General features: G+C 68.0%; 17 protein-coding genes. 9 read left to right on the top strand and 8 right to left on the bottom strand.

All coding sequences use genetic code 11. The annotated features are described in order from the left end of the window. Nucleotides 1–135: 135 nt before the first annotated feature. Nucleotides 136–1,359: an ROK family transcriptional regulator gene (locus L3078_RS17310; RefSeq protein WP_420864072.1), complete on the bottom strand. Its 1,224-nt coding sequence runs from the start codon at nucleotides 1,357–1,359 to the stop codon at nucleotides 136–138. 56 nt (nucleotides 1,360–1,415) lie between these two features. On the opposite strand from L3078_RS17310, the gene L3078_RS17315 reads away from it, so the two are divergent. Continuing rightward, nucleotides 1,416–2,501, top strand: coding sequence for a Gfo/Idh/MocA family protein (locus L3078_RS17315; protein WP_239754691.1), 1,086 nt, complete (start codon nucleotides 1,416–1,418; stop codon nucleotides 2,499–2,501). A gap of 68 nt (nucleotides 2,502–2,569) precedes the next feature. Next, entirely contained in the window at nucleotides 2,570–3,022 is a 453-nt protein-coding gene (locus tag L3078_RS17320) for a heme-degrading domain-containing protein (protein WP_239760355.1), read from the top strand. 111 nt (nucleotides 3,023–3,133) lie between these two features. On the opposite strand, the gene L3078_RS17325 is transcribed toward L3078_RS17320, so the two are convergent. From L3078_RS17325 to L3078_RS17340, 4 genes are all read right to left on the bottom strand, one after another. Then, nucleotides 3,134–3,991: a fumarylacetoacetate hydrolase family protein gene (locus L3078_RS17325; protein ID WP_239754692.1), complete on the bottom strand. Its 858-nt coding sequence runs from the start codon at nucleotides 3,989–3,991 to the stop codon at nucleotides 3,134–3,136. Between the two features lie 156 nt (nucleotides 3,992–4,147). Then, nucleotides 4,148–4,930: a YidC/Oxa1 family membrane protein insertase gene (locus tag L3078_RS17330; RefSeq protein ID WP_239754693.1), complete on the bottom strand. Its 783-nt coding sequence runs from the start codon at nucleotides 4,928–4,930 to the stop codon at nucleotides 4,148–4,150. Nucleotides 4,931–5,086: 156 nt separating this feature from the next. Further along, complete coding sequence (locus tag L3078_RS17335) at nucleotides 5,087–5,398, bottom strand: DUF6412 domain-containing protein (RefSeq protein ID WP_239760356.1); 312 nt, start codon at nucleotides 5,396–5,398, stop codon at nucleotides 5,087–5,089. Between the two features lie 100 nt (nucleotides 5,399–5,498). Continuing rightward, the gene (locus L3078_RS17340) at nucleotides 5,499–6,152 is read right to left on the bottom strand and encodes a class E sortase (protein ID WP_239754694.1); all 654 of its coding nucleotides are present in this window, start codon (nucleotides 6,150–6,152) and stop codon (nucleotides 5,499–5,501) included. 171 nt (nucleotides 6,153–6,323) lie between these two features. Here L3078_RS17340 and L3078_RS17345 point away from each other — a divergent pair, with 171 nt between their 5' ends. From L3078_RS17345 to L3078_RS17360, 4 genes are all read left to right on the top strand, one after another. Continuing rightward, nucleotides 6,324–7,886 carry a glycoside hydrolase gene (locus L3078_RS17345; protein WP_239754695.1) on the top strand — a complete coding sequence of 521 codons (1,563 nt, stop codon included), beginning with the start codon at nucleotides 6,324–6,326 and terminating at the stop codon, nucleotides 7,884–7,886. 201 nt (nucleotides 7,887–8,087) lie between these two features. Further along, nucleotides 8,088–9,101, top strand: coding sequence for an SEC-C domain-containing protein (locus L3078_RS17350; protein WP_239754697.1), 1,014 nt, complete (start codon nucleotides 8,088–8,090; stop codon nucleotides 9,099–9,101). 37 nt (nucleotides 9,102–9,138) lie between these two features. Next, nucleotides 9,139–10,101, top strand: coding sequence for a NaeI family type II restriction endonuclease (locus L3078_RS17355; protein ID WP_239754699.1), 963 nt, complete (start codon nucleotides 9,139–9,141; stop codon nucleotides 10,099–10,101). Nucleotides 10,102–10,113: 12 nt separating this feature from the next. Then, on the top strand, nucleotides 10,114–10,590 hold the full coding sequence (locus L3078_RS17360) for a very short patch repair endonuclease (RefSeq protein ID WP_275593149.1): 477 nt from the start codon (nucleotides 10,114–10,116) through the stop codon (nucleotides 10,588–10,590). Nucleotides 10,591–10,598: 8 nt separating this feature from the next. Here L3078_RS17360 and L3078_RS17365 read toward each other — a convergent pair whose 3' ends face one another. Further along, nucleotides 10,599–11,819, bottom strand: coding sequence for a DNA cytosine methyltransferase (locus L3078_RS17365; protein WP_239754703.1), 1,221 nt, complete (start codon nucleotides 11,817–11,819; stop codon nucleotides 10,599–10,601). A gap of 161 nt (nucleotides 11,820–11,980) precedes the next feature. Between L3078_RS17365 and L3078_RS17370 the strand changes: the two genes are divergently transcribed. Further along, complete coding sequence (locus L3078_RS17370; protein WP_239754705.1) at nucleotides 11,981–12,730, top strand: HNH endonuclease; 750 nt, start codon at nucleotides 11,981–11,983, stop codon at nucleotides 12,728–12,730. On the opposite strand, the gene L3078_RS17375 is transcribed toward L3078_RS17370, so the two are convergent. Further along, the gene (locus tag L3078_RS17375) at nucleotides 12,727–13,464 is read right to left on the bottom strand and encodes an ATP-binding protein (RefSeq protein ID WP_239754707.1); all 738 of its coding nucleotides are present in this window, start codon (nucleotides 13,462–13,464) and stop codon (nucleotides 12,727–12,729) included. The two genes, L3078_RS17370 and L3078_RS17375, sit on opposite strands and share 4 nt — an antisense overlap. A 110-nt stretch (nucleotides 13,465–13,574) precedes the next feature. On the opposite strand from L3078_RS17375, the gene L3078_RS17380 reads away from it, so the two are divergent. Then, nucleotides 13,575–14,420, top strand: coding sequence for a helix-turn-helix domain-containing protein (locus L3078_RS17380; RefSeq protein WP_239754709.1), 846 nt, complete (start codon nucleotides 13,575–13,577; stop codon nucleotides 14,418–14,420). A gap of 1 nt (nucleotide 14,421) precedes the next feature. Beyond that, nucleotides 14,422–14,616 (top strand): DUF397 domain-containing protein, encoded by a 195-nt coding sequence (locus tag L3078_RS17385; RefSeq protein WP_239754712.1) that lies wholly within the window; start codon nucleotides 14,422–14,424, stop codon nucleotides 14,614–14,616. A 422-nt stretch (nucleotides 14,617–15,038) separates the two neighbouring features. On the opposite strand, the gene L3078_RS17390 is transcribed toward L3078_RS17385, so the two are convergent. Next, nucleotides 15,039–15,908, bottom strand: a complete 870-nt coding sequence (locus tag L3078_RS17390; RefSeq protein WP_239754714.1) for an IS5 family transposase — start codon at nucleotides 15,906–15,908, stop codon at nucleotides 15,039–15,041. Between the last annotated feature and the right edge of the window lie 496 nt (nucleotides 15,909–16,404).

The raw sequence follows: 16,404 nt of genomic DNA on the forward strand, positions 1-16,404 counted from the left end.
CGAGCAACCCCACACAACCCGCAGCCGCCCACCAACCGATCCCCCACGGCGCCCGCGCGCCCCGTGCACCGGCGTGCACGCACCCCCGCACCCCCACCCCGGCGCACCCCCACGCACCGCCCCCACCCTCACCCCTCACCCATCCTCCCGCCCGAACAACGGCGCCAGCAGCAGCTGAGCCGCCCCCTCCGCCACCGCCGACGCCCCGCCCTCGACGACCCGCACGGGCACGGCCGGATCCTCCCCCTGCAGCCGGGCCCACTCGTCGAGCACGAACCCGACCCCCCGCACGAACACCTCGGGTTGGGCCTCGATCGTGCGCCCGCCCAGCAGCACGACCTCGATGTCGAGGAGCCCCACGAGGTTCGCGGCCCCCGTCCCGAGCACTCGCGCCGCCTCCTCCACGTCCCCCCGCGCCACCGCCGCGAGGCACAGCGCCTCGACGCAGCCCCGGTTCCCGCACTCGCACATCGGCCCGTCCAACTGGACGACCTGGTGCCCGAACTCCCCGGCCCGGGTCCGGGCCCCCCGGTGGACGGTCCCGTCGATCACGAGCCCGGCACCCAGCCCCGTACCGAGGTGGAGGTAGGCGAAGGACCCGTGCGAGCCGGCGGCCGCCGCGAGCCCCAGGGCCGCCGCGTTGGTGTCCTTGTCCACCACCACCGGCACCCCCAGCCGCCGCGCGAGCGCCGCCCGCAGCGGAAAGCCGTCCCACTCCGGGAACCCGGTGACCCGGTGCAGCACACCGTGCAGATGATCGAGAGGCCCGGGCAGCGCGACTCCGACGCCGAGCACGGGCAGCGCAGGGGCCGCCTCGCCGGCGGACGCGGAGGCGGAGGCGACGGCCCCGCGCCCCTCGCTCGCCCCGGCCAACAGCGCCTCCACCTCGCGTGCCGCACCCTCGACCACGTTGTCCGCCCCGGCCCCCAGGTTCAGCGGGGCCCGTCGGCGCGCGACGACCGCGCCGGTCAGATCGCAGAGCACGGCCCTCAGCTCGTCGCGGTCGAGGTGGAGGCCGACCGCGTGCCCGGCATCGGGCACGAGCCGCAGGACGGTGCGCGGCTTGCCGCCGGTGGACGCCCGGTACCCCGCCTCCGTCACCAGCCCGTCCGCGCGCAACCGAGCGGTGATCTTGCTGACGGCCTGCGGGGTGAGTCCGGTCCGCTCGGCCAGCTCCAGCCGGCTTATCCCGGCGGTCCCGGCCCTGCGCAGCAGATCCAGGACCAGCGCCCCGTTGTGACTGCGCAACGCGAGCAGGTTCACCCCGGCCACACCGCCGCCCCGCCCGAGGCCACCCCCGTTCGCGCCGCCGTTCCCGTTCCCGCCGCCGAACCCGTCACCGATCCCGTTGCCGTCCACACCTCCATTGTCCCTCGCGCTTGCACTTTGGCAACAGCGTTGCTTAAGTGGGAGGCATGACAGGCACCAGCACAGACAGGCCCCTCCGCGTCGCCCTCGTCGGCTACGGCCTCGCCGGCTCCGTCTTCCACGCCCCGCTGATCGCCGCGACGGAGGGCCTGGCCCTCGACACGGTCGTCACGTCGAACGCGGAGCGCCAGGCGCAGGCCCGCGCCGAGTTCCCGGACGTACGGTTCGCGGCCACGGCGGACGAGCTGTGGGCCCGGGCGGACGAGCTGGACCTGGTCGTCGTCGCCTCCCCGAACAAGACGCACGTCCCGATCGCCACCGCCGCCCTGGAGGCGGGACTCCCGGTCGTCGTCGACAAGCCCGTGGCCGGTACGGCGGCCGAGGCGCGCGAGCTGGCCGCCCTCGCGGAGTCGCGCGGCCTGCTCCTCTCCGTCTTCCAGAACCGCCGCTGGGACAACGACTTCCTGACCCTCCGCGCCCTCCTCGCCGACGGCGAACTGGGCGAGGTGCGCCGCTTCGAGTCCCGCTTCGAACGCTGGCGCCCCCAACTCAAGGGCGGCTGGCGCGAGTCCGGCGACCCCGCAGAGATCGGAGGTCTCCTCTACGACCTGGGCAGCCACGTCGTGGACCAGGCCCTCACCCTCTTCGGCCCCGCCACCCTGGTGTACGCCGAGTCCGACCTCCGCCGGCCCGGCGCCGAGACGGACGACGACACCTTCATCGCCGTGACGCACGCGAACGGCGTCCGCTCCCACTTCTACGCCTCCGCCGTCACCCCCCAACTCGGCCCGCGCTTCCGCGTGCTGGGCTCCGAGGCGGGCTACGTCAAGTACGGCCTCGACCCGCAGGAAGCGGCCCTCCGCGAGGGCGAGCGCCCCACCCCCGGCGCCGCCTGGGGCCTGGAACCCGAGGACCAGTGGGGCCGCGTGGGCGCCGGCGACTCCCCCCTCACCGGCGGCGGCCGCCCCGTACCGACCCTCCCCGGCGACTACCCCGCGTACTACACGGCCGTGGCCGCCGCCCTGCGCGGCACCGGCGACAACCCGGTCACGGCGTACGAGGCCGCAGCCGCACTCGACGTACTGGAAGCGGCCCGGAAGTCGGCCGCCGAGGGCGTGGCGGTGAAGCTGTGACGACCGACGACGCCACCCACACGAAAAGCGCCGCCCCCACGACGAACGCCACCCCGGCCGCCCCCACCATCGAGGAACTCGAAGCCCAGGAGCGCGACTTGGCGCTCCCCCGCTTCACCCACGAGGACGCCTGGACCCTGGGCGCGCTGCTGGTGGAGCTGGCCCGCGAGCGGAACGCCCCTGTCGCCATCGACATCCGCCGCGGCCCCCAACAGCTCTTCCACGCCGCCCTCCCCGGCTCGACCCAGGACAACGACGCCTGGATCGACCGCAAACGCCGGGTCGTGGAGCGCTACGCCGCCTCGTCGTACCTCGTCGGCGCCCGCTTCCGCGCCAAGGGCACGGCCTTCGAGGACTCCTCCCGCCTGGACCCCGACCGGTACGCCGCCCACGGCGGCTCCTTCCCCCTGACGGTCGCGGGAGCAGGCGTGATCGGCACGGTGACGGTCTCGGGCCTCCCCCAACTGGAGGACCACGCGATGGTGGTGGAGGCCCTGCGACGCTTCAAGAGCGCCATGTGACCACCGGCCGCCCAAGGGGCGCGGGGAACCGCGCGACAAGCCACGACGGACCCGCGTCGCCGACAAACAGCAGCCCCCCGCCCCTTGGGCACCCGCCCTCAAGCGGAGCGCCTACGCGCCCACAAACTCCTGCCGCTGCCGCCCGAGCCCGTCGATCTCCAGCTCCACCACATCCCCGGCCTTCAGGAACGGCTTCGGCTCGGGCTCCCCCAGAGCCACCCCCGCCGGCGTCCCCGTGTTGATGACGTCCCCGGGATACAGCGTCATGAACTGACTGACGTACCGCACGACTTCACTCACCGCGAAGATCTGCTCCCCGGTCGTGCCGTCCTGCTTCAGCTCCCCGTTGACCCACAGCCGAAGCCCCAGCTTCTGCGGATCCGGCACCTCGTCGGCGGTCACCAGCCACGGCCCCAACGGGTTGAACGTCTCGCAGTTCTTGCCCTTGTCCCACGTGCCCCCGCGTTCGAGCTGGAACTCCCGCTCGGACACGTCGTGCGAGACGGCGTACCCGGCGACATGCGCCAGGGCCGCCTCGCGCGACTCGACGTACCGCGCGGTCCGCCCGATGACGATCGCGAGCTCGACCTCCCAGTCGGTCTTCGTCGACCCGCGCGGCACGAGCACCGTGTCATGGGGCCCGACGACCGTGTCCGCCGCCTTGAAGAAGATCACCGGCTCGGCGGGCGGCTCGGCCCCCGTCTCGCGGGCGTGGTCGTGGTAGTTGAGCCCGATGCAGACGATCTTGCCGATCCGGGCGAGCGGCGGCCCGATCCGCAGCCCCGCCGCGTCCAGGACGGGCAGCGCGCCACCGTCGGCGGCCTCCCGCACCCGCCCGAGCGCCGCCTCGTCCGCGAGCAGCGCGCCGTCGATGTCGGGCACGATCCCCGACAGGTCCCGCAGGACCCCGTCGGCGTCGAGCAGCGCGGGCCGCTCCGCACCCGCCGTACCGACTCGCAGCAGCTTCATGGTCGCCATCTCCCTCGATCGTGCGCCGCGCCCGACCGATGGGTGCAGCCATCGGAGGACTGGTCGATCGTCCAAGGCGGCGGTCCGCTCCGCAAGACCCGGTTCACGGACTGGACCGGTCGGCCGGAGGTGGGCGGTCGGCCGCCCACCTCCGGCTCAGGCCGCCGCCGCCGTAGACGACGACGTACCGGTGGCGGTCCCGGCGGAAGGCAGCGGATAGAGCAACGCCCGCTCCACCGCACTCCATGTCGTACTGGTCACCACGTACAACGCGGCCGCCAGCGGCACCACCGCCACGCTGACCAGCGTGAAGAAGGACATGAACGGCATGAACTTGGCCACGGCCCCCATCCCGGCCGCCATCCCGGGCACCTGCTCGTCCGACACGGCCGGCATGCCCGCCGCACCGGCCGCCATCATCCGCTTCGTACGCCAGAAGTTGAAGGTCGCGACGGCGGCGACGATCACGAACAGCCCCACGTAGACGAGGCCCTGCGGCCCGAACATCCCGCCCTCGCCCAGCGCGTCGGCCCAGCGGTCGCCGAGCGGGGCCGCGAAGAGCCGGTGGGTGAGGAGCGCGTTGTCCTCGCCGCCGATCGTGGTGTTGGAGAACAGGTGGTAGAGGAGGAAGAAGGCCGGCAGCTGGCAGAGGCTCGGCAGGCAGCCGGACAGCGGTGACACCTTCTCCTTCGTGTGCAGCTCCAGCAGCGCCTTCTGCAGCTTCTCGGGGTTCTTCGCGTGCTTCTTCCGCAGCTCCGCGATCTGCGGCTGCAACGCGACCCGCGCCCGCTGCCCACGCGCCGCCGCCCGCGACAGGGGGTGCACGAGCAGGCGTACGAGCGCCGTGAACAGGACGATCGCGAAGGCGGTCGCGGAGGCGTGGAACAGCGGCTGGAGCAGATCGGCGAGGTGCGCGACAAGGTCGGCGAAAACGGACATGGGTGTGAGCCCTCCAGGGGTCTCGTCGTGCCGGGGAGCGATGGTCGGATGACCGGACTCGGCGCGACGGCCCGCGTGCGGGGCACAGGTCTCGGCCAGGGACAACGGGTCCCTGGTCCGGAGGTCTCAGCCGGAGGAAGTGAAGCTCGGCGTGCCCTACGCGGTGGCCGTCAGGAGGGCACGTCCGGGCGCGCGGGGGCGCGTACGCCCGCGTGCGTCGGGATCGCGTTGGGGCAGGAACGCCGTACGGCGCTCACGGTCCCGGATGGCCGTTCGGACGCGCGTACGGGGTACGACGGGCGCGCAGCGCGAGGCGATCAGCGCGCAGGCGGCGAACGCGGAGCCGGCCGCGGCGGTCGCGGCGAAGGCGACAGCGGCGGAGAGCGTGCCGGAGTCGAGGACGGCGACCTCGAAGAGGAGCACCAGCAGCATCGCGGCGGGGCGAAGACTGGCCCAGCGACGGATCACGGCGATCACGGCTCCTCCTCTCGAACGACTCTCGAACGAATCCCGGGCGACTGTCGAACGAATCCCGGGCGACTGTCGAACGCCTCTCGCGCACATGCTCTCATCTGAGGCGCACGGAGCGCAGCTTCCCCCAGACCACGAGCCGGTACGTGGAGGTGTACGCGGGCGTGCAGGTGGTGAGCGTGAGGTAGTGGCCGGGCTCGCGATACCCGTACGACGGCCGCACGTCGCTGCGCGGGACGGGCCGCAGGACCCCACCGTCGCCGGGCGCGGTCTGCGGGAGCGTGCGGTCGACGACGTACGTGTGGACGGCGTCCCGCGTCTCGACGCGGACCTCGTCGCCGGGCGCGAGCCGGTCGAGGTGGCGGAAGGGCTCGCCGTGGGTGGTGCGGTGCCCGGCGAGCGCGAGGTTCCCGGGCCGCCCCGGCCGCGCGGCCCCCGGGTACTGCCCGACGAACCCCTTGTCGAGGACCTCGGCCCGCCCGACCCCCTCGGTGACGGGCGCCCGGAGGTGGATTCGGGGGATGACGAGCACGGCGTACGCCTGGGTGCGCGCCGGGCTCTCGACGCCCCCGCGCGCCCACGCCCGCTCCAGCGCGGCCACCTCCCGGGCCGCCCCTTCCTGGGCCTGCCGATTGGTCCACCACAGCTGATGAGCGACGAAGAGGAGGAGGACGAGCCCGAGGGTGACGGCGCACTCGGCGGCGACCCAGAGCGGACGGACACGGCCCGACGCGGACCGGGGGACTTTCATCTCCCCTTCTCACAACCATTGGAAGAAATCGGAGAAAGCGCTGTCACACCTCTCGACAACATCACCTTTCACCCCTGACTCTTCCGATGTCCCCACTCAGCAGTCCGGAAGGCGGCGGATCCCCGTCCGCTTCCTTCCCTCTCCTCGGCACCCGCATCCCCCGGAGCTGACATGACCGCATCCCCCGATCCCACGAACGAGCGACAGAGACCGACAGCGGAGTCCCCGACCCCCGACAGGACCGCGGGGCACTCGCCCTCCTTCGGCCGCAGAGCGCTCCTGGCGGCGGCCGGCGGCGCGGTCGTCGGCACCGCCCTAGGCACGGGCACGGCGAGCGCGGACGCGACGATCGCCATCAACCCGGCCACCAAGTACGGCACCTGGGAGGGCTGGGGCACCTCGCTCGCCTGGTGGGCCAATGTCTTCGGCGCCCGGGACGACTTCGCCGACCTGTGGTTCACCACGAAGACGACCACGTACAACGGCACGGCCCTGCCCGGCCTGGGCATGAACATCGCCCGCTACAACCTCGGCGCGTGCAGCTCGAACTCCATCAACGGCGAGTCGATGGTGAAGTCCCCCAACATCCCCGCCTTCAAGCAGATCGAGGGCTTCTGGCAGGACTACACCAACGAGAACCCGACCTCCTCGGCCTGGAAGTGGACCGCGGACACGAACCAGCGCGCGGCCCTGACGAAGGCGGTGGCCCGAGGCGCGACCACCGAGCTCTTCGCGAACTCCCCGATGTGGTGGATGTGTTCCAACCACAACCCCTCGGGCGCCTCCGGCGGCGGCAACAACCTCCAGACCTGGAACTACCGCCAGCACGCCTCGCACCTGGCGGCGACGGCCCTGTACGCGAAGAACAACTGGGGCGTGAACTTCGCGACGGTCGACCCCTTCAACGAACCGGCCGCCTCCTGGTGGACGGCGACCGGCACGCAGGAGGGCTGCCACATGGACCCGGCGGTCCAGGCGGCCGTACTGCCGTACATGCGCAGCGAGTTGGACGCGCGCGGCCTGACGTCGGTCCGCATCGCGGCCTCCGACGAGACGAACTACGACACGGCCCGCTCGACCTGGAACTCCTTCAACGCCTCCACGAAAGCCCTGGTCAGCCAGGTGAACGTGCACGGCTACCAGGGCGCGGGCGGCCGCCGCGACCTCCTCTACACGGACGTCGTCACCACCGCAGGCAAGAAGCTCTGGAACTCGGAGACGGGCGACAGCGACGGCTCGGGCTGGACCCTCGCCCGCAACCTCTGTTACGACTTCCGCTGGCTGCACCCCACGGCCTGGGTCTACTGGCAGGTCATGGACCCGACGGCGGGCTGGGGCATGATCAAGTACGACGCGAACACGCTCCAGCCGGGCGCGATCGAGACGAAGTACTACGTGATGGCGCAGTTCAGCCGCCACATCCGCCCGGGGATGACGATCCTGGACGCGGGCTCCAGCTACACGGCGGCGGCGTACGACGCGGCGGCGAGGCGCCTGGTGATCGTGGCGATCAACACCGCGACCACGGCCCAGACCTTCACCTTCAACCTCTCGGGCTTCACGACGGTGACCGGCGGCTCGGGCGGCCTGGTCCCCCGCTGGAACACCCACACGTCGGGCGGCACCGACCGCTACCGCGCGTACTCGGACACCCGCCTGAACGGCAAGTCGGTGGCGGTCCCGTTCGCGGCGGGGGCGGTGCAGACGCTGCAGATCGACGGGGTGACGATCTAGGCCGCCCGAAGCCGGACGATCTGGGCCGGCCGAAGCGGGAGGCCACTGAACGCGGAGGTGGGCCACCGGACGCGAAGGCGCCGGGTGGGCCACCGGACGCGGAGGTGGGAGCGGGCGCGCCCCGGCCCTGCCCCCTCCCACCTCTCCCCGCGCCTCACCTCCACCCCCATCCCTCCCCCCATCGGCAGTACGGTGTCGTCCATGCGCCCCGACACGCCTGCCGAGAACGTCGACCACACCGCCGAAGCGGCACGCCTGGAGCGGACCGCCGACCTCTACCCGGAGGACGCCGAGCACCTGCTCCTGCAGGCCGCGGCCCACCGGGAACTGGCCGGCGACCGCCCCACCGCGACAGCCCTCTACGACCGCCTGCTGTCGTCGTCCGCCCCTCTCGACAACCCCCACCTGGTACGAGCCCTCAAGGCCGCCAACCTCTGGGAGTACGGCCACGAGGCCGAGGCCCGCGCGATCATCGACGGAGTCCGCGCGGCCGCCCCGCGCGACCCGGCCCCCTGGGTGATCGTGGCGGAGGCCCTGGAGGCCCACGACGAACTCGAAGCGGCCCAGGACACCTTCACATCGGCCGTGACCCTCCTCCTGACGGACGTCCAGGAGCCCCCGTACGCCACGCGCCCGCTGCTCTTCGGCCGCCACCGGGTGCGCCGCATGCTGGGCGCGACGCACGACAACTGGGACGCCGTGGCGGACACCCTCCACTCGTCGTCGATCTCCTTGGACGAACTCCACGACCCCAAGCGCGTCTGGTCCCTGGGCTCGGACAACCCGGCGGAACTCCAGGCCGAGATCTCCCGCCTACGAGCGGAACTGGGCGCCTACCGAGAGGCCCTCTCCCGCCCGTTCCCGGTAGCGGTCCTGCACTGGCCGGCGCCGGAACTGTCGGAACTGGTGTCGGCCTACCCCGGCCTGACCGCCGAATACCCGTCCCACGAGGCCCACCTCGCGACCATAGAGTCCTCCCTACGGGAACTGTCGGCCTCCGGCACCCCGAACCTGGGCATCGTCACGGGCACGGTCCCCTCCTACGAGGCCTTCGCGGCCTCGGAGGGCTCGTCCCCCGACGACGTAACCCTGCTCCCCCAGTACGCGACGACGCTGGCGGCGCGGGGGTTGGCGGCGGCTTGGCCGCCTCAGCGGGAAGCGGGATGTTGGTGCGGGTCGGAGCGAGTTTATGGGGAGTGTCACGGCTCCGATTAACAAGGTTCGAACAAGCCTCTCGCCAAGGAAGCGCGTCTTGGAATATTCCCTGTTCTCACGCGATATCGCAGCCGCCCAAAACATCGCCCAGTCAGCACCCGCAACGGAAGTTGATCCGAAATTCCTGGAAGTGCACGAGTGGTTCAAATCACAGCCCAACCTAGAGGATCGCTTCGGTCAGGTAATTCGCCAGTCGATTGATGAGGTACTCGACGGACAAAGAACCGGCAGGTTCAACATCCGGGACCTCGAAAAGACCGAGAAGACCTACCTCGGCACCAAGGTGGAAATTATCACCCGTGCCGAATTCGGGCTTAACCGCGGAAAATCCATGGACTTTTCCGTATGCGGCCACGACGTGGATTCGAAGTTCACCATCGGGAGCAACTGGACAATCCCCCGAGAGGCAGATCAGCACATCTGCCTCCTAATTAAGGCCGACGACCACAGAGGAACCTTCCGGGTCGGACTCCTCCGCATTCGAGATGATCTTATGAATGCCGGGGAGAACAGAGACAGGAAACGCTCGCCATCCGCCGCCGGGAGGGCGGCTATAAGGTGGATAGTACCAGACGGGAGGCTCCCCGAGAATATTCTCCTGAGGCTTTCAGAATCCGATAGGGAGGCGATATTCAAAAATACAAAGAGTGGACAATCGCGCACCAATGAATTGTTTCGCTGCCCTCGCGCACAAGGAAGGATTGTCAACCGGAACACAGTGCTTACCGTAGCTCGCCAGGATGATAGCCTGAAGCGGGTACGTGACGCACGAAATCAGCTGCGGAGCGCCGGGATCATAATCCTTGGGCACCAGGGACAGCATCCACATATCGCCCGCAGCTTGGATCTGCCTGTGCCGAGCAAAGGAACGTGGGTGGCTGTCCGCGTGACAGAGGTAGGCGATCTGCGCCCCAACCGGAAGTCGGCTCAAATCGCCGACCGCAATTATGCGGTCTGGAGCGAGGGAGACACGCCGAGCGCCGCTCCGCCAAACTACTGATCGAAAGTCACCATGGAAAACGAGGAGACAGGTTCTCGGGCCTGGATACCACCTACCGGATCATGGGCATCCTCAGCCGCTCGACGCCGGAATATGCAGGCGATTCGGAGCCGGGACACCACACCGGAGCGCCTGATCCGCCAGCTGGTTCACGCAAAGGGTCTTCGGTACCGGGTAGCGGCGAAGCCACTACCCGGCCTTCGCCGGACTGCTGACATGGTTTTCCGCCCAACAAGGGTGGCGGTGTTCATCGACGGCTGCTACTGGCATGGCTGCCCAGCGCACTACGTACCGCCGAAAACCAATGCTGGCTATTGGTCAGACAAGGTTGCCCGGAACATGGCCCGAGACCGGGACACCGACCAGCGTCTAGCGGAGGCTGGCTGGACGGTGCTCCGGTTCTGGGAACACGAGCCGCCATCGGAGTGTGCAGCTCAGATCGCAGCCGAAGTTGAAAGTCGCCGTCACTCTACCCGCAAGGCCGAGTAGATCTATGATCAGCGCTTCTTCTCGTCACGCTCGCGAGCAGCCTGCAGTACGTCGATGATTGACTCGCCGACTGCCCTAGCCACAGGTGGCGGAAAGGCATTGCCAACCTGCCGGTACTGCGCGGTCTTTCCGCCGGAGAACTTCCACTCTGGCGGAAAACCCTGAATGATGGCGGCTTGCTGCACCGTGAGCATGGGACCATCCGGTCGGAAAAGATCCCGGTCCTCAGTCTGCTTCTTCTTGCATGTTGCGATGTCGTTGGCGACACCCACGCCAGAAACACCTAGCAACTTCCAGGCGGCCTTGGCACGGCTAGGCCCAAGGTCCGCGCCACCATGCTTTTTCGAACCGCCCACGAGAGTCGGTGCGATGCCACCGCCTTTACCCTTGAGCTCGGCATCACGCTTCCGCGCTTTCGCAAGCCAGCGGTCGTACGCTTCGTGCGCGGCCTTCGCATGCACGCCCTCAAAGTACGGCTTGTATCGTTCGAGCATGGACGGTTGAAGGCTTTCGGCGACACTAACAGGGTCCGCAAGAGTGGCAGTCGGCCACTCGTACTTGGTGTCTTCAATGACGTCGTCACGGAATGCCACGAGGATGGCTCGTGGACGGAGTTGCGGGACTCCGAAGTCACTGGCTTCCAGAATATCCCACTTGGACACTGTGTAGCCGAGACCCCGATCGGTCACCAGCTGCCCGCCCTCATCCCGGTACGAACCACCCTGGAGCCGCGCCTTAATGAAGTCACGGTAGTCCGAGAACTTCGGATCCATGATCCCGCGAACGTTCTCGATCATCACAGCGCGAGGGTTCAAGAGTTCCACGAGTTTCAGCATCCGAGGGAAGAGGTCCCTCTCATCATCCCTGCCCAGTTGCTTACCCGCGTGTGAGAATGGAGGACAGGGCACCCCGCCCGCCAGAAGATCCAGTCCACGCTCCGCTAGCAGCTCGCCGCTCTTCTTCAAATCTTCGGCGGGATCGAAGCGGTTGACGTCAACCGAGAGCAGGTCGCAGTGGTCTCTCTCCCAAGCCCACGACCCCTGCTTCTTGAGGTTGGCATCCAGCGTCTCGACCGCATGAGAGTCGATCTCCACAAGGGCCAGATGCCCGAAGCCAGCCTGGTGCAGGCCGATGGCCTGGCCACCGGCCCCGGCGCAGATCTCGATCGACGTGTACGCGGGCTCCTTGAGCTTCCCTGACACAGGCGCGGTTTCGTTCATGCGGGTCATGCCCCCTCCTTGCAGCCGTACAGCGGCAGACACATTTTGCAATCCACCATCACTGAGGGTGACAGACCCCACTGACAACGAGACCAGACCAAGTGTGCAGTACGCCCCTGGGTTCGCTGAACACACCCTCCGCCACACCGAACACTCATACGATATTGCTCATGCGGAGTCCTGCGTGGATCGAAGATGAACTTGTACTGGCCGGCGCGCTCGTCGTAAAGAACGGCTGGCGCGAACTGCGGACTGGCGACCGGAGGGTGCAGGAGCTGTCCGAGCTGCTTCGATCGCTGCCGCTGCACAGCCCGGAAGCCCGCGCGCTGCCCGAATTCCGCTCGCCGGACAGCGTCAGCCGCAAGACCAGTGACTTCGCAACGAACTACGAGCCCTACTCCGGAAAGGGCACCCGGGGCGGCGAAGCTACCCGCCGGATGATCAAAGCGTTCACTGAGCGTGAAGCTGAGATGCTCCAGGCGGCCGAGGCCATCGAGGAGAGTCTGGGCTCTGGCGAGCTTCAGCTTCTCCCCCAGCAGCCAGATGAAGTTGACGACGACGGGTTCACCGCCATCGAGGGACGGCTGCTGGTGCGCCGGGCACTCATCCGCGAGCGAGATCGGAAGCTGCGCAAGCTGAAGATCCAGCAGGTACTCAACAGCGGCAAGCCGCTGAGATGCGAGGTCTGCCGGTTCGACTTCGCCCGTGTCTACGGCGGCATCGGCGAGGGCTTCATCGAAGTGCACCATGTCACCCCCCTGTTCATCTCGGGCACCCGAAAGACGAAACTCGACGACCTTGCTTGCCTGTGCGCCAACTGCCACCGCATGTGCCACACGAGCCGTCCTGGAGAATCTTGGCGCACTCCCGACGACCTTCGGGACGAGATACGGAAGGCCGCACAGCACGGCAGCCACTAGGCCGCGTCAACTTCGGCTTCGTAGTGCATCTGGGCGAGATCAAGGATGTCGTCAGGATCGCAGCCGCGAGACGCAGTCCAGTGGAGCAGGTCGGCGATCAGCTCGACGGCTGACGCCTCAAGTCCAACCGACTCAAGGCCGCCCGGCGCGATGACTCCACCGCGAACTCGCCGATAGTCCGCCAACGCTCCGACGGCTCGCGCAATACGACGACACTCACGAGCAGGGTCAAGCAGAACCTCGCACCACACAGCCTTACCTCCGGCCGTCTGGTCCGCCCCCCAGTTCAGAGCCAGAGCCGCCAGCAGGTGCAGGCCGCGACCGCACTCTTCGTCACAGTCCGCCGTTTTGGGAGACGGGATCACGCGGCTCTGGTCGTGGACCTCTACCCGGAGCCGTTCACTCCCCGCTTCAAGGATCAAGGTCGCTGACGAACCGTCGCCGACATGCTTGAGGACGTTGGTCGCCAACTCCGTAACGAGCAGCGCTACTTCCTCGACGTTCCCTGTCATACCCCACTGGCTGAGCTGCGCGGTAGCTGCCTTACGGAGCAGAGATACCTCCGTCGCCTCCGCCTCAAAGGGGAGCACACAACGGAGCTGAGGTTCGGTGACTTTGTAGCCAGGCACGGCCACTCCTCCCACCCAGGCCACACAGGCACTGCACCAGCCGTACCTGAACGACTGCGCTGCGTAGCGGTCTGCAAAGAGCATGGCACAGAGAAATCTCTCCATGTAACTTCTCATGAGCATCTATCGAGTGAACCTGTTGGCCCTTCAAGTCGTCGCTGCCTAGCCTGCTTGCGTTCCCTGGGCGACCGCCCGAACTCGCGTAGAGGAGAACCATGTCCGTCCGGACCACCACTCGACGCCGCCAACTGGGAGCGATGATGCGGAAGTTGAGGGCGAGAAAGGGGTTGACTCTTGAGGAGGCAGGACGACTGGTGGGGGTGTCCAAGGCAACGGTCAGCCGGTATGAGACTCAAGCCGGGCCAGTCCGGTGGATCGTGGTCGAGGCGTTGTGCCGTCAGTACGGGGCCACAGAGGCAGAGCGAAGGGCCATCGTCGACCTTGCCAAGGACGCCAAGCAGCAGGGCTGGTGGAACTCCTTTGCCGACTCCATTCCCGAGAGCATGAACCTCCTCCTCACCCTTGAGGACGAGGCAGTTCACGAAGATCATTTCTCTTGCGTATACGTCCCCGGACTCCTGCAAACGCGTGCCTACAACACGGCACTTCAGCAGGCCAACGAGGTGCCCCTGAGGCCGGAAGAGATCGAACGGCTCGTGGACATCCGCATGAAAAGGCAGGAGATCCTCAGGCGCCCGAAGCCTCCTCGCCTGTGGGCCATCCTCGACGAGTCGGTGATCCGGCGGGTCGTCGGCTCACCGGAGACGATGAAGGAGCAGCTCGGTCGGCTGCTCGAAGCGAACGAGTCTCCTCACATCACACTGCAGGTGCTGCCGTTCTCCAAAGGGGCACATGCGGCCGCCCTCGGAAGTTTCGTGACCTTCGGAGGCAAGGACCCGACACTCGACGTCGTGTACGTGGACCTTCACACCGGCTCCCTCTTTCTGGAGAAGGAGGAGGAGCTGGAGCGCTATCGACTTGCGTTCGAGTACCTCCGCGCACAAGCGTTGGACATGGAGGCCTCATCATCCCTGATCCACCGAATCCGTAAGGAGCTATGAATTGCCAGTCCCCCCGCCCGCCCCAGCCCGCGCATGGTTCAAGTCGTCCTATAGCGGCGCAAACGCCACCGAGTGCCTAGAGGCTGCCATCGTCCCGGCTGGCGTACTGATACGGGACTCCAACCGGCCAGACTTCGCCCACCTCACTGTGTCGACGAAGGCTTGGGTCCGGTTCGTGGCTGCTGCGATGAAGTGAACACATTGTCGCAGCCAGCTGTTCGCTGGCACCGGGCTGTGTGGACGCGAACCTGCCGTAGCCCGGTCTCAGCCCGGCCACCTGAGGCACGACGAGGTACAGGACACGGCGACAGACGCTCCGCGTCCCCAAGCACTGCCCTGCTGGAGATCGGCACCCGCCCAGGCATACCCGTTCACTCATGGAGCACGAGAGACCCGAACGCCCGGGGACAGCATGGTGGTCACAGACACCTTGGATGGGACACCTCACACGCGCTCCTCGCCGCCAGCGTGAACCCATCAATCGGCTTCCCGCCCTGGCGTTCAGCCACCAGGTTGGCATGCCTGCGCCTGCGCTTCCCTTCGGCCCGTCTGCGGTCACCCCCGCAGAGATCGCTGGCGCCGTCCTCCTGGCCTTAGAGGTCGTTTTCTCCCGTTGTTTCATCCAGGAAACTGCTGATTGATGTGCTTTGTCGGGTCACGCCAGGAGATGGTGTTCTCGCTGGTGAGGCGGCGGGCCATGAGGTCGGTCATGGCGATGTGGATCACGGCTTCGGAGCGGGCGGGGAGGGTTTCGTAGTCGCGGGCCAAGCGGCGGTGCAGCATGAGCCAGCCGTAGGTCCGCTCGACCGCCCACCGCTTGGGTATCGGGGTGAAACCCCGGGTCCCGGGTGTGCGGGCAGTGATTTCCATGTCGATGCCGAGAACGGCGGCATGCTCGACGAGGTGCTGACGGTAGCCGCCGTCGACCCATACCTTGCGGATACCGGGATGCTCGGCGGCGACCTGGTCCAGGAGCCGGGCGCCGGCGGTGGAGTCCTGCACGCTAGCCGCAGTGACCAGCACGGCAAGCAGAAGTCCAAGGGTGTCGGTGACGATGTTCCGCTTCCGCCCGACGATCTTCTTCCCGGCGTCGATGCCCTGGCCGGCGGCGGGCACGCTGGTGGAGGTCTTGACGCTCTGGGCGTCGATCACGCAGGCCGACGGCTCGCCGTCCCGTCCTTCCTTCTCCCGCAGGAGCTGCCGGAGCAATCCGTTGAGCTGGGCGAACACGCCCTCGTCCGCCCACTTGGCGAAGTAGCCGTAGACCGTGTTCCAGTGAGGAAAGTCGTGCGGGAGGTAGCGCCACTGAACCCCGGTCCGGTCCACATACAAGATCGCGTCCATGATGTCGCGCAGGTCATGTTCCGGCGGCCGGCCGAAGTCCAGGGCCCTGCCGCGGCGCTCGAAGCGCCAGGCCGCAAGCACTGGCTCGACCAACTCCCAGCGGGCATCGGACAGATCGCTCGGATACGGGCGTCGCGTCGGCATGCTCCAGGCGTACCGCCGCGGGCCGAGTGCGCCCAGGCGCACAGCGACGACAACGGAAGCACGCGGCCGCGAAGGCCGGGCGTCCTGGGATGAGACAGGCACAAGCCACTTCACGTCTCACCTGCCACCCCGCCTGACCAGCAAGTCCCAACCCGCATCTCCAGCAGCACGAGCACCACAACCCGACGGCCTCAGAATCGCTAGAAACGCGGGCAGTCCAGGTGAAAACGACCTCTTAGCTCCGTCTGCGCCGTCGGCCCCGCCTTGTATGGCATCCGCCGCCGCTATGCGCACTGCCCGGCCCGACGAACACGCCGTCTACCAAACAACTACGCCAGGTGATGGATCTTGTGCATATGCGTGCTGGCAAGTAGCTTCCGCAGTAGGCTAATTGTCCTGCATAGCACCAAGTGCGTTCCTTCCGCTTGCCCTGTATCGCGGACAAACAGCTACGCCATCTCCCTCCCGGCGGTTGAGTGCGCGCTCTCCGCCGCAG

It is taken from the genome of Streptomyces deccanensis, assembly GCF_022385335.1.
Classification (GTDB): Bacteria; Actinomycetota; Actinomycetes; order Streptomycetales; family Streptomycetaceae; genus Streptomyces; species Streptomyces deccanensis.

What these genes read in the sequence shown, in the direction of transcription:
- L3078_RS17365 (WP_239754703.1), bottom strand. Translation starts at nt 11,819, where the DNA reads ATGACCCGCATGAACGAAACCGCGCCTGTGTCAGGGAAGCTCAAGGAG.
- L3078_RS17340 (WP_239754694.1), bottom strand. Translation starts at nt 6,152, where the DNA reads ATGAAAGTCCCCCGGTCCGCGTCGGGCCGTGTCCGTCCGCTCTGGGTC.
- L3078_RS17370 (WP_239754705.1), top strand. Translation starts at nt 11,981, where the DNA reads ATGCGGAGTCCTGCGTGGATCGAAGATGAACTTGTACTGGCCGGCGCG.
- L3078_RS17330 (WP_239754693.1), bottom strand. Translation starts at nt 4,930, where the DNA reads ATGTCCGTTTTCGCCGACCTTGTCGCGCACCTCGCCGATCTGCTCCAG.
- L3078_RS17350 (WP_239754697.1), top strand. Translation starts at nt 8,088, where the DNA reads ATGCGCCCCGACACGCCTGCCGAGAACGTCGACCACACCGCCGAAGCG.
- L3078_RS17380 (WP_239754709.1), top strand. Translation starts at nt 13,575, where the DNA reads ATGTCCGTCCGGACCACCACTCGACGCCGCCAACTGGGAGCGATGATG.
- L3078_RS17315 (WP_239754691.1), top strand. Translation starts at nt 1,416, where the DNA reads ATGACAGGCACCAGCACAGACAGGCCCCTCCGCGTCGCCCTCGTCGGC.
- L3078_RS17390 (WP_239754714.1), bottom strand. Translation starts at nt 15,908, where the DNA reads ATGCCGACGCGACGCCCGTATCCGAGCGATCTGTCCGATGCCCGCTGG.
- L3078_RS17360 (WP_275593149.1), top strand. Translation starts at nt 10,114, where the DNA reads ATGGAAAACGAGGAGACAGGTTCTCGGGCCTGGATACCACCTACCGGA.
- L3078_RS17375 (WP_239754707.1), bottom strand. Translation starts at nt 13,464, where the DNA reads ATGGAGAGATTTCTCTGTGCCATGCTCTTTGCAGACCGCTACGCAGCG.
- L3078_RS17325 (WP_239754692.1), bottom strand. Translation starts at nt 3,991, where the DNA reads ATGAAGCTGCTGCGAGTCGGTACGGCGGGTGCGGAGCGGCCCGCGCTG.
- L3078_RS17345 (WP_239754695.1), top strand. Translation starts at nt 6,324, where the DNA reads ATGACCGCATCCCCCGATCCCACGAACGAGCGACAGAGACCGACAGCG.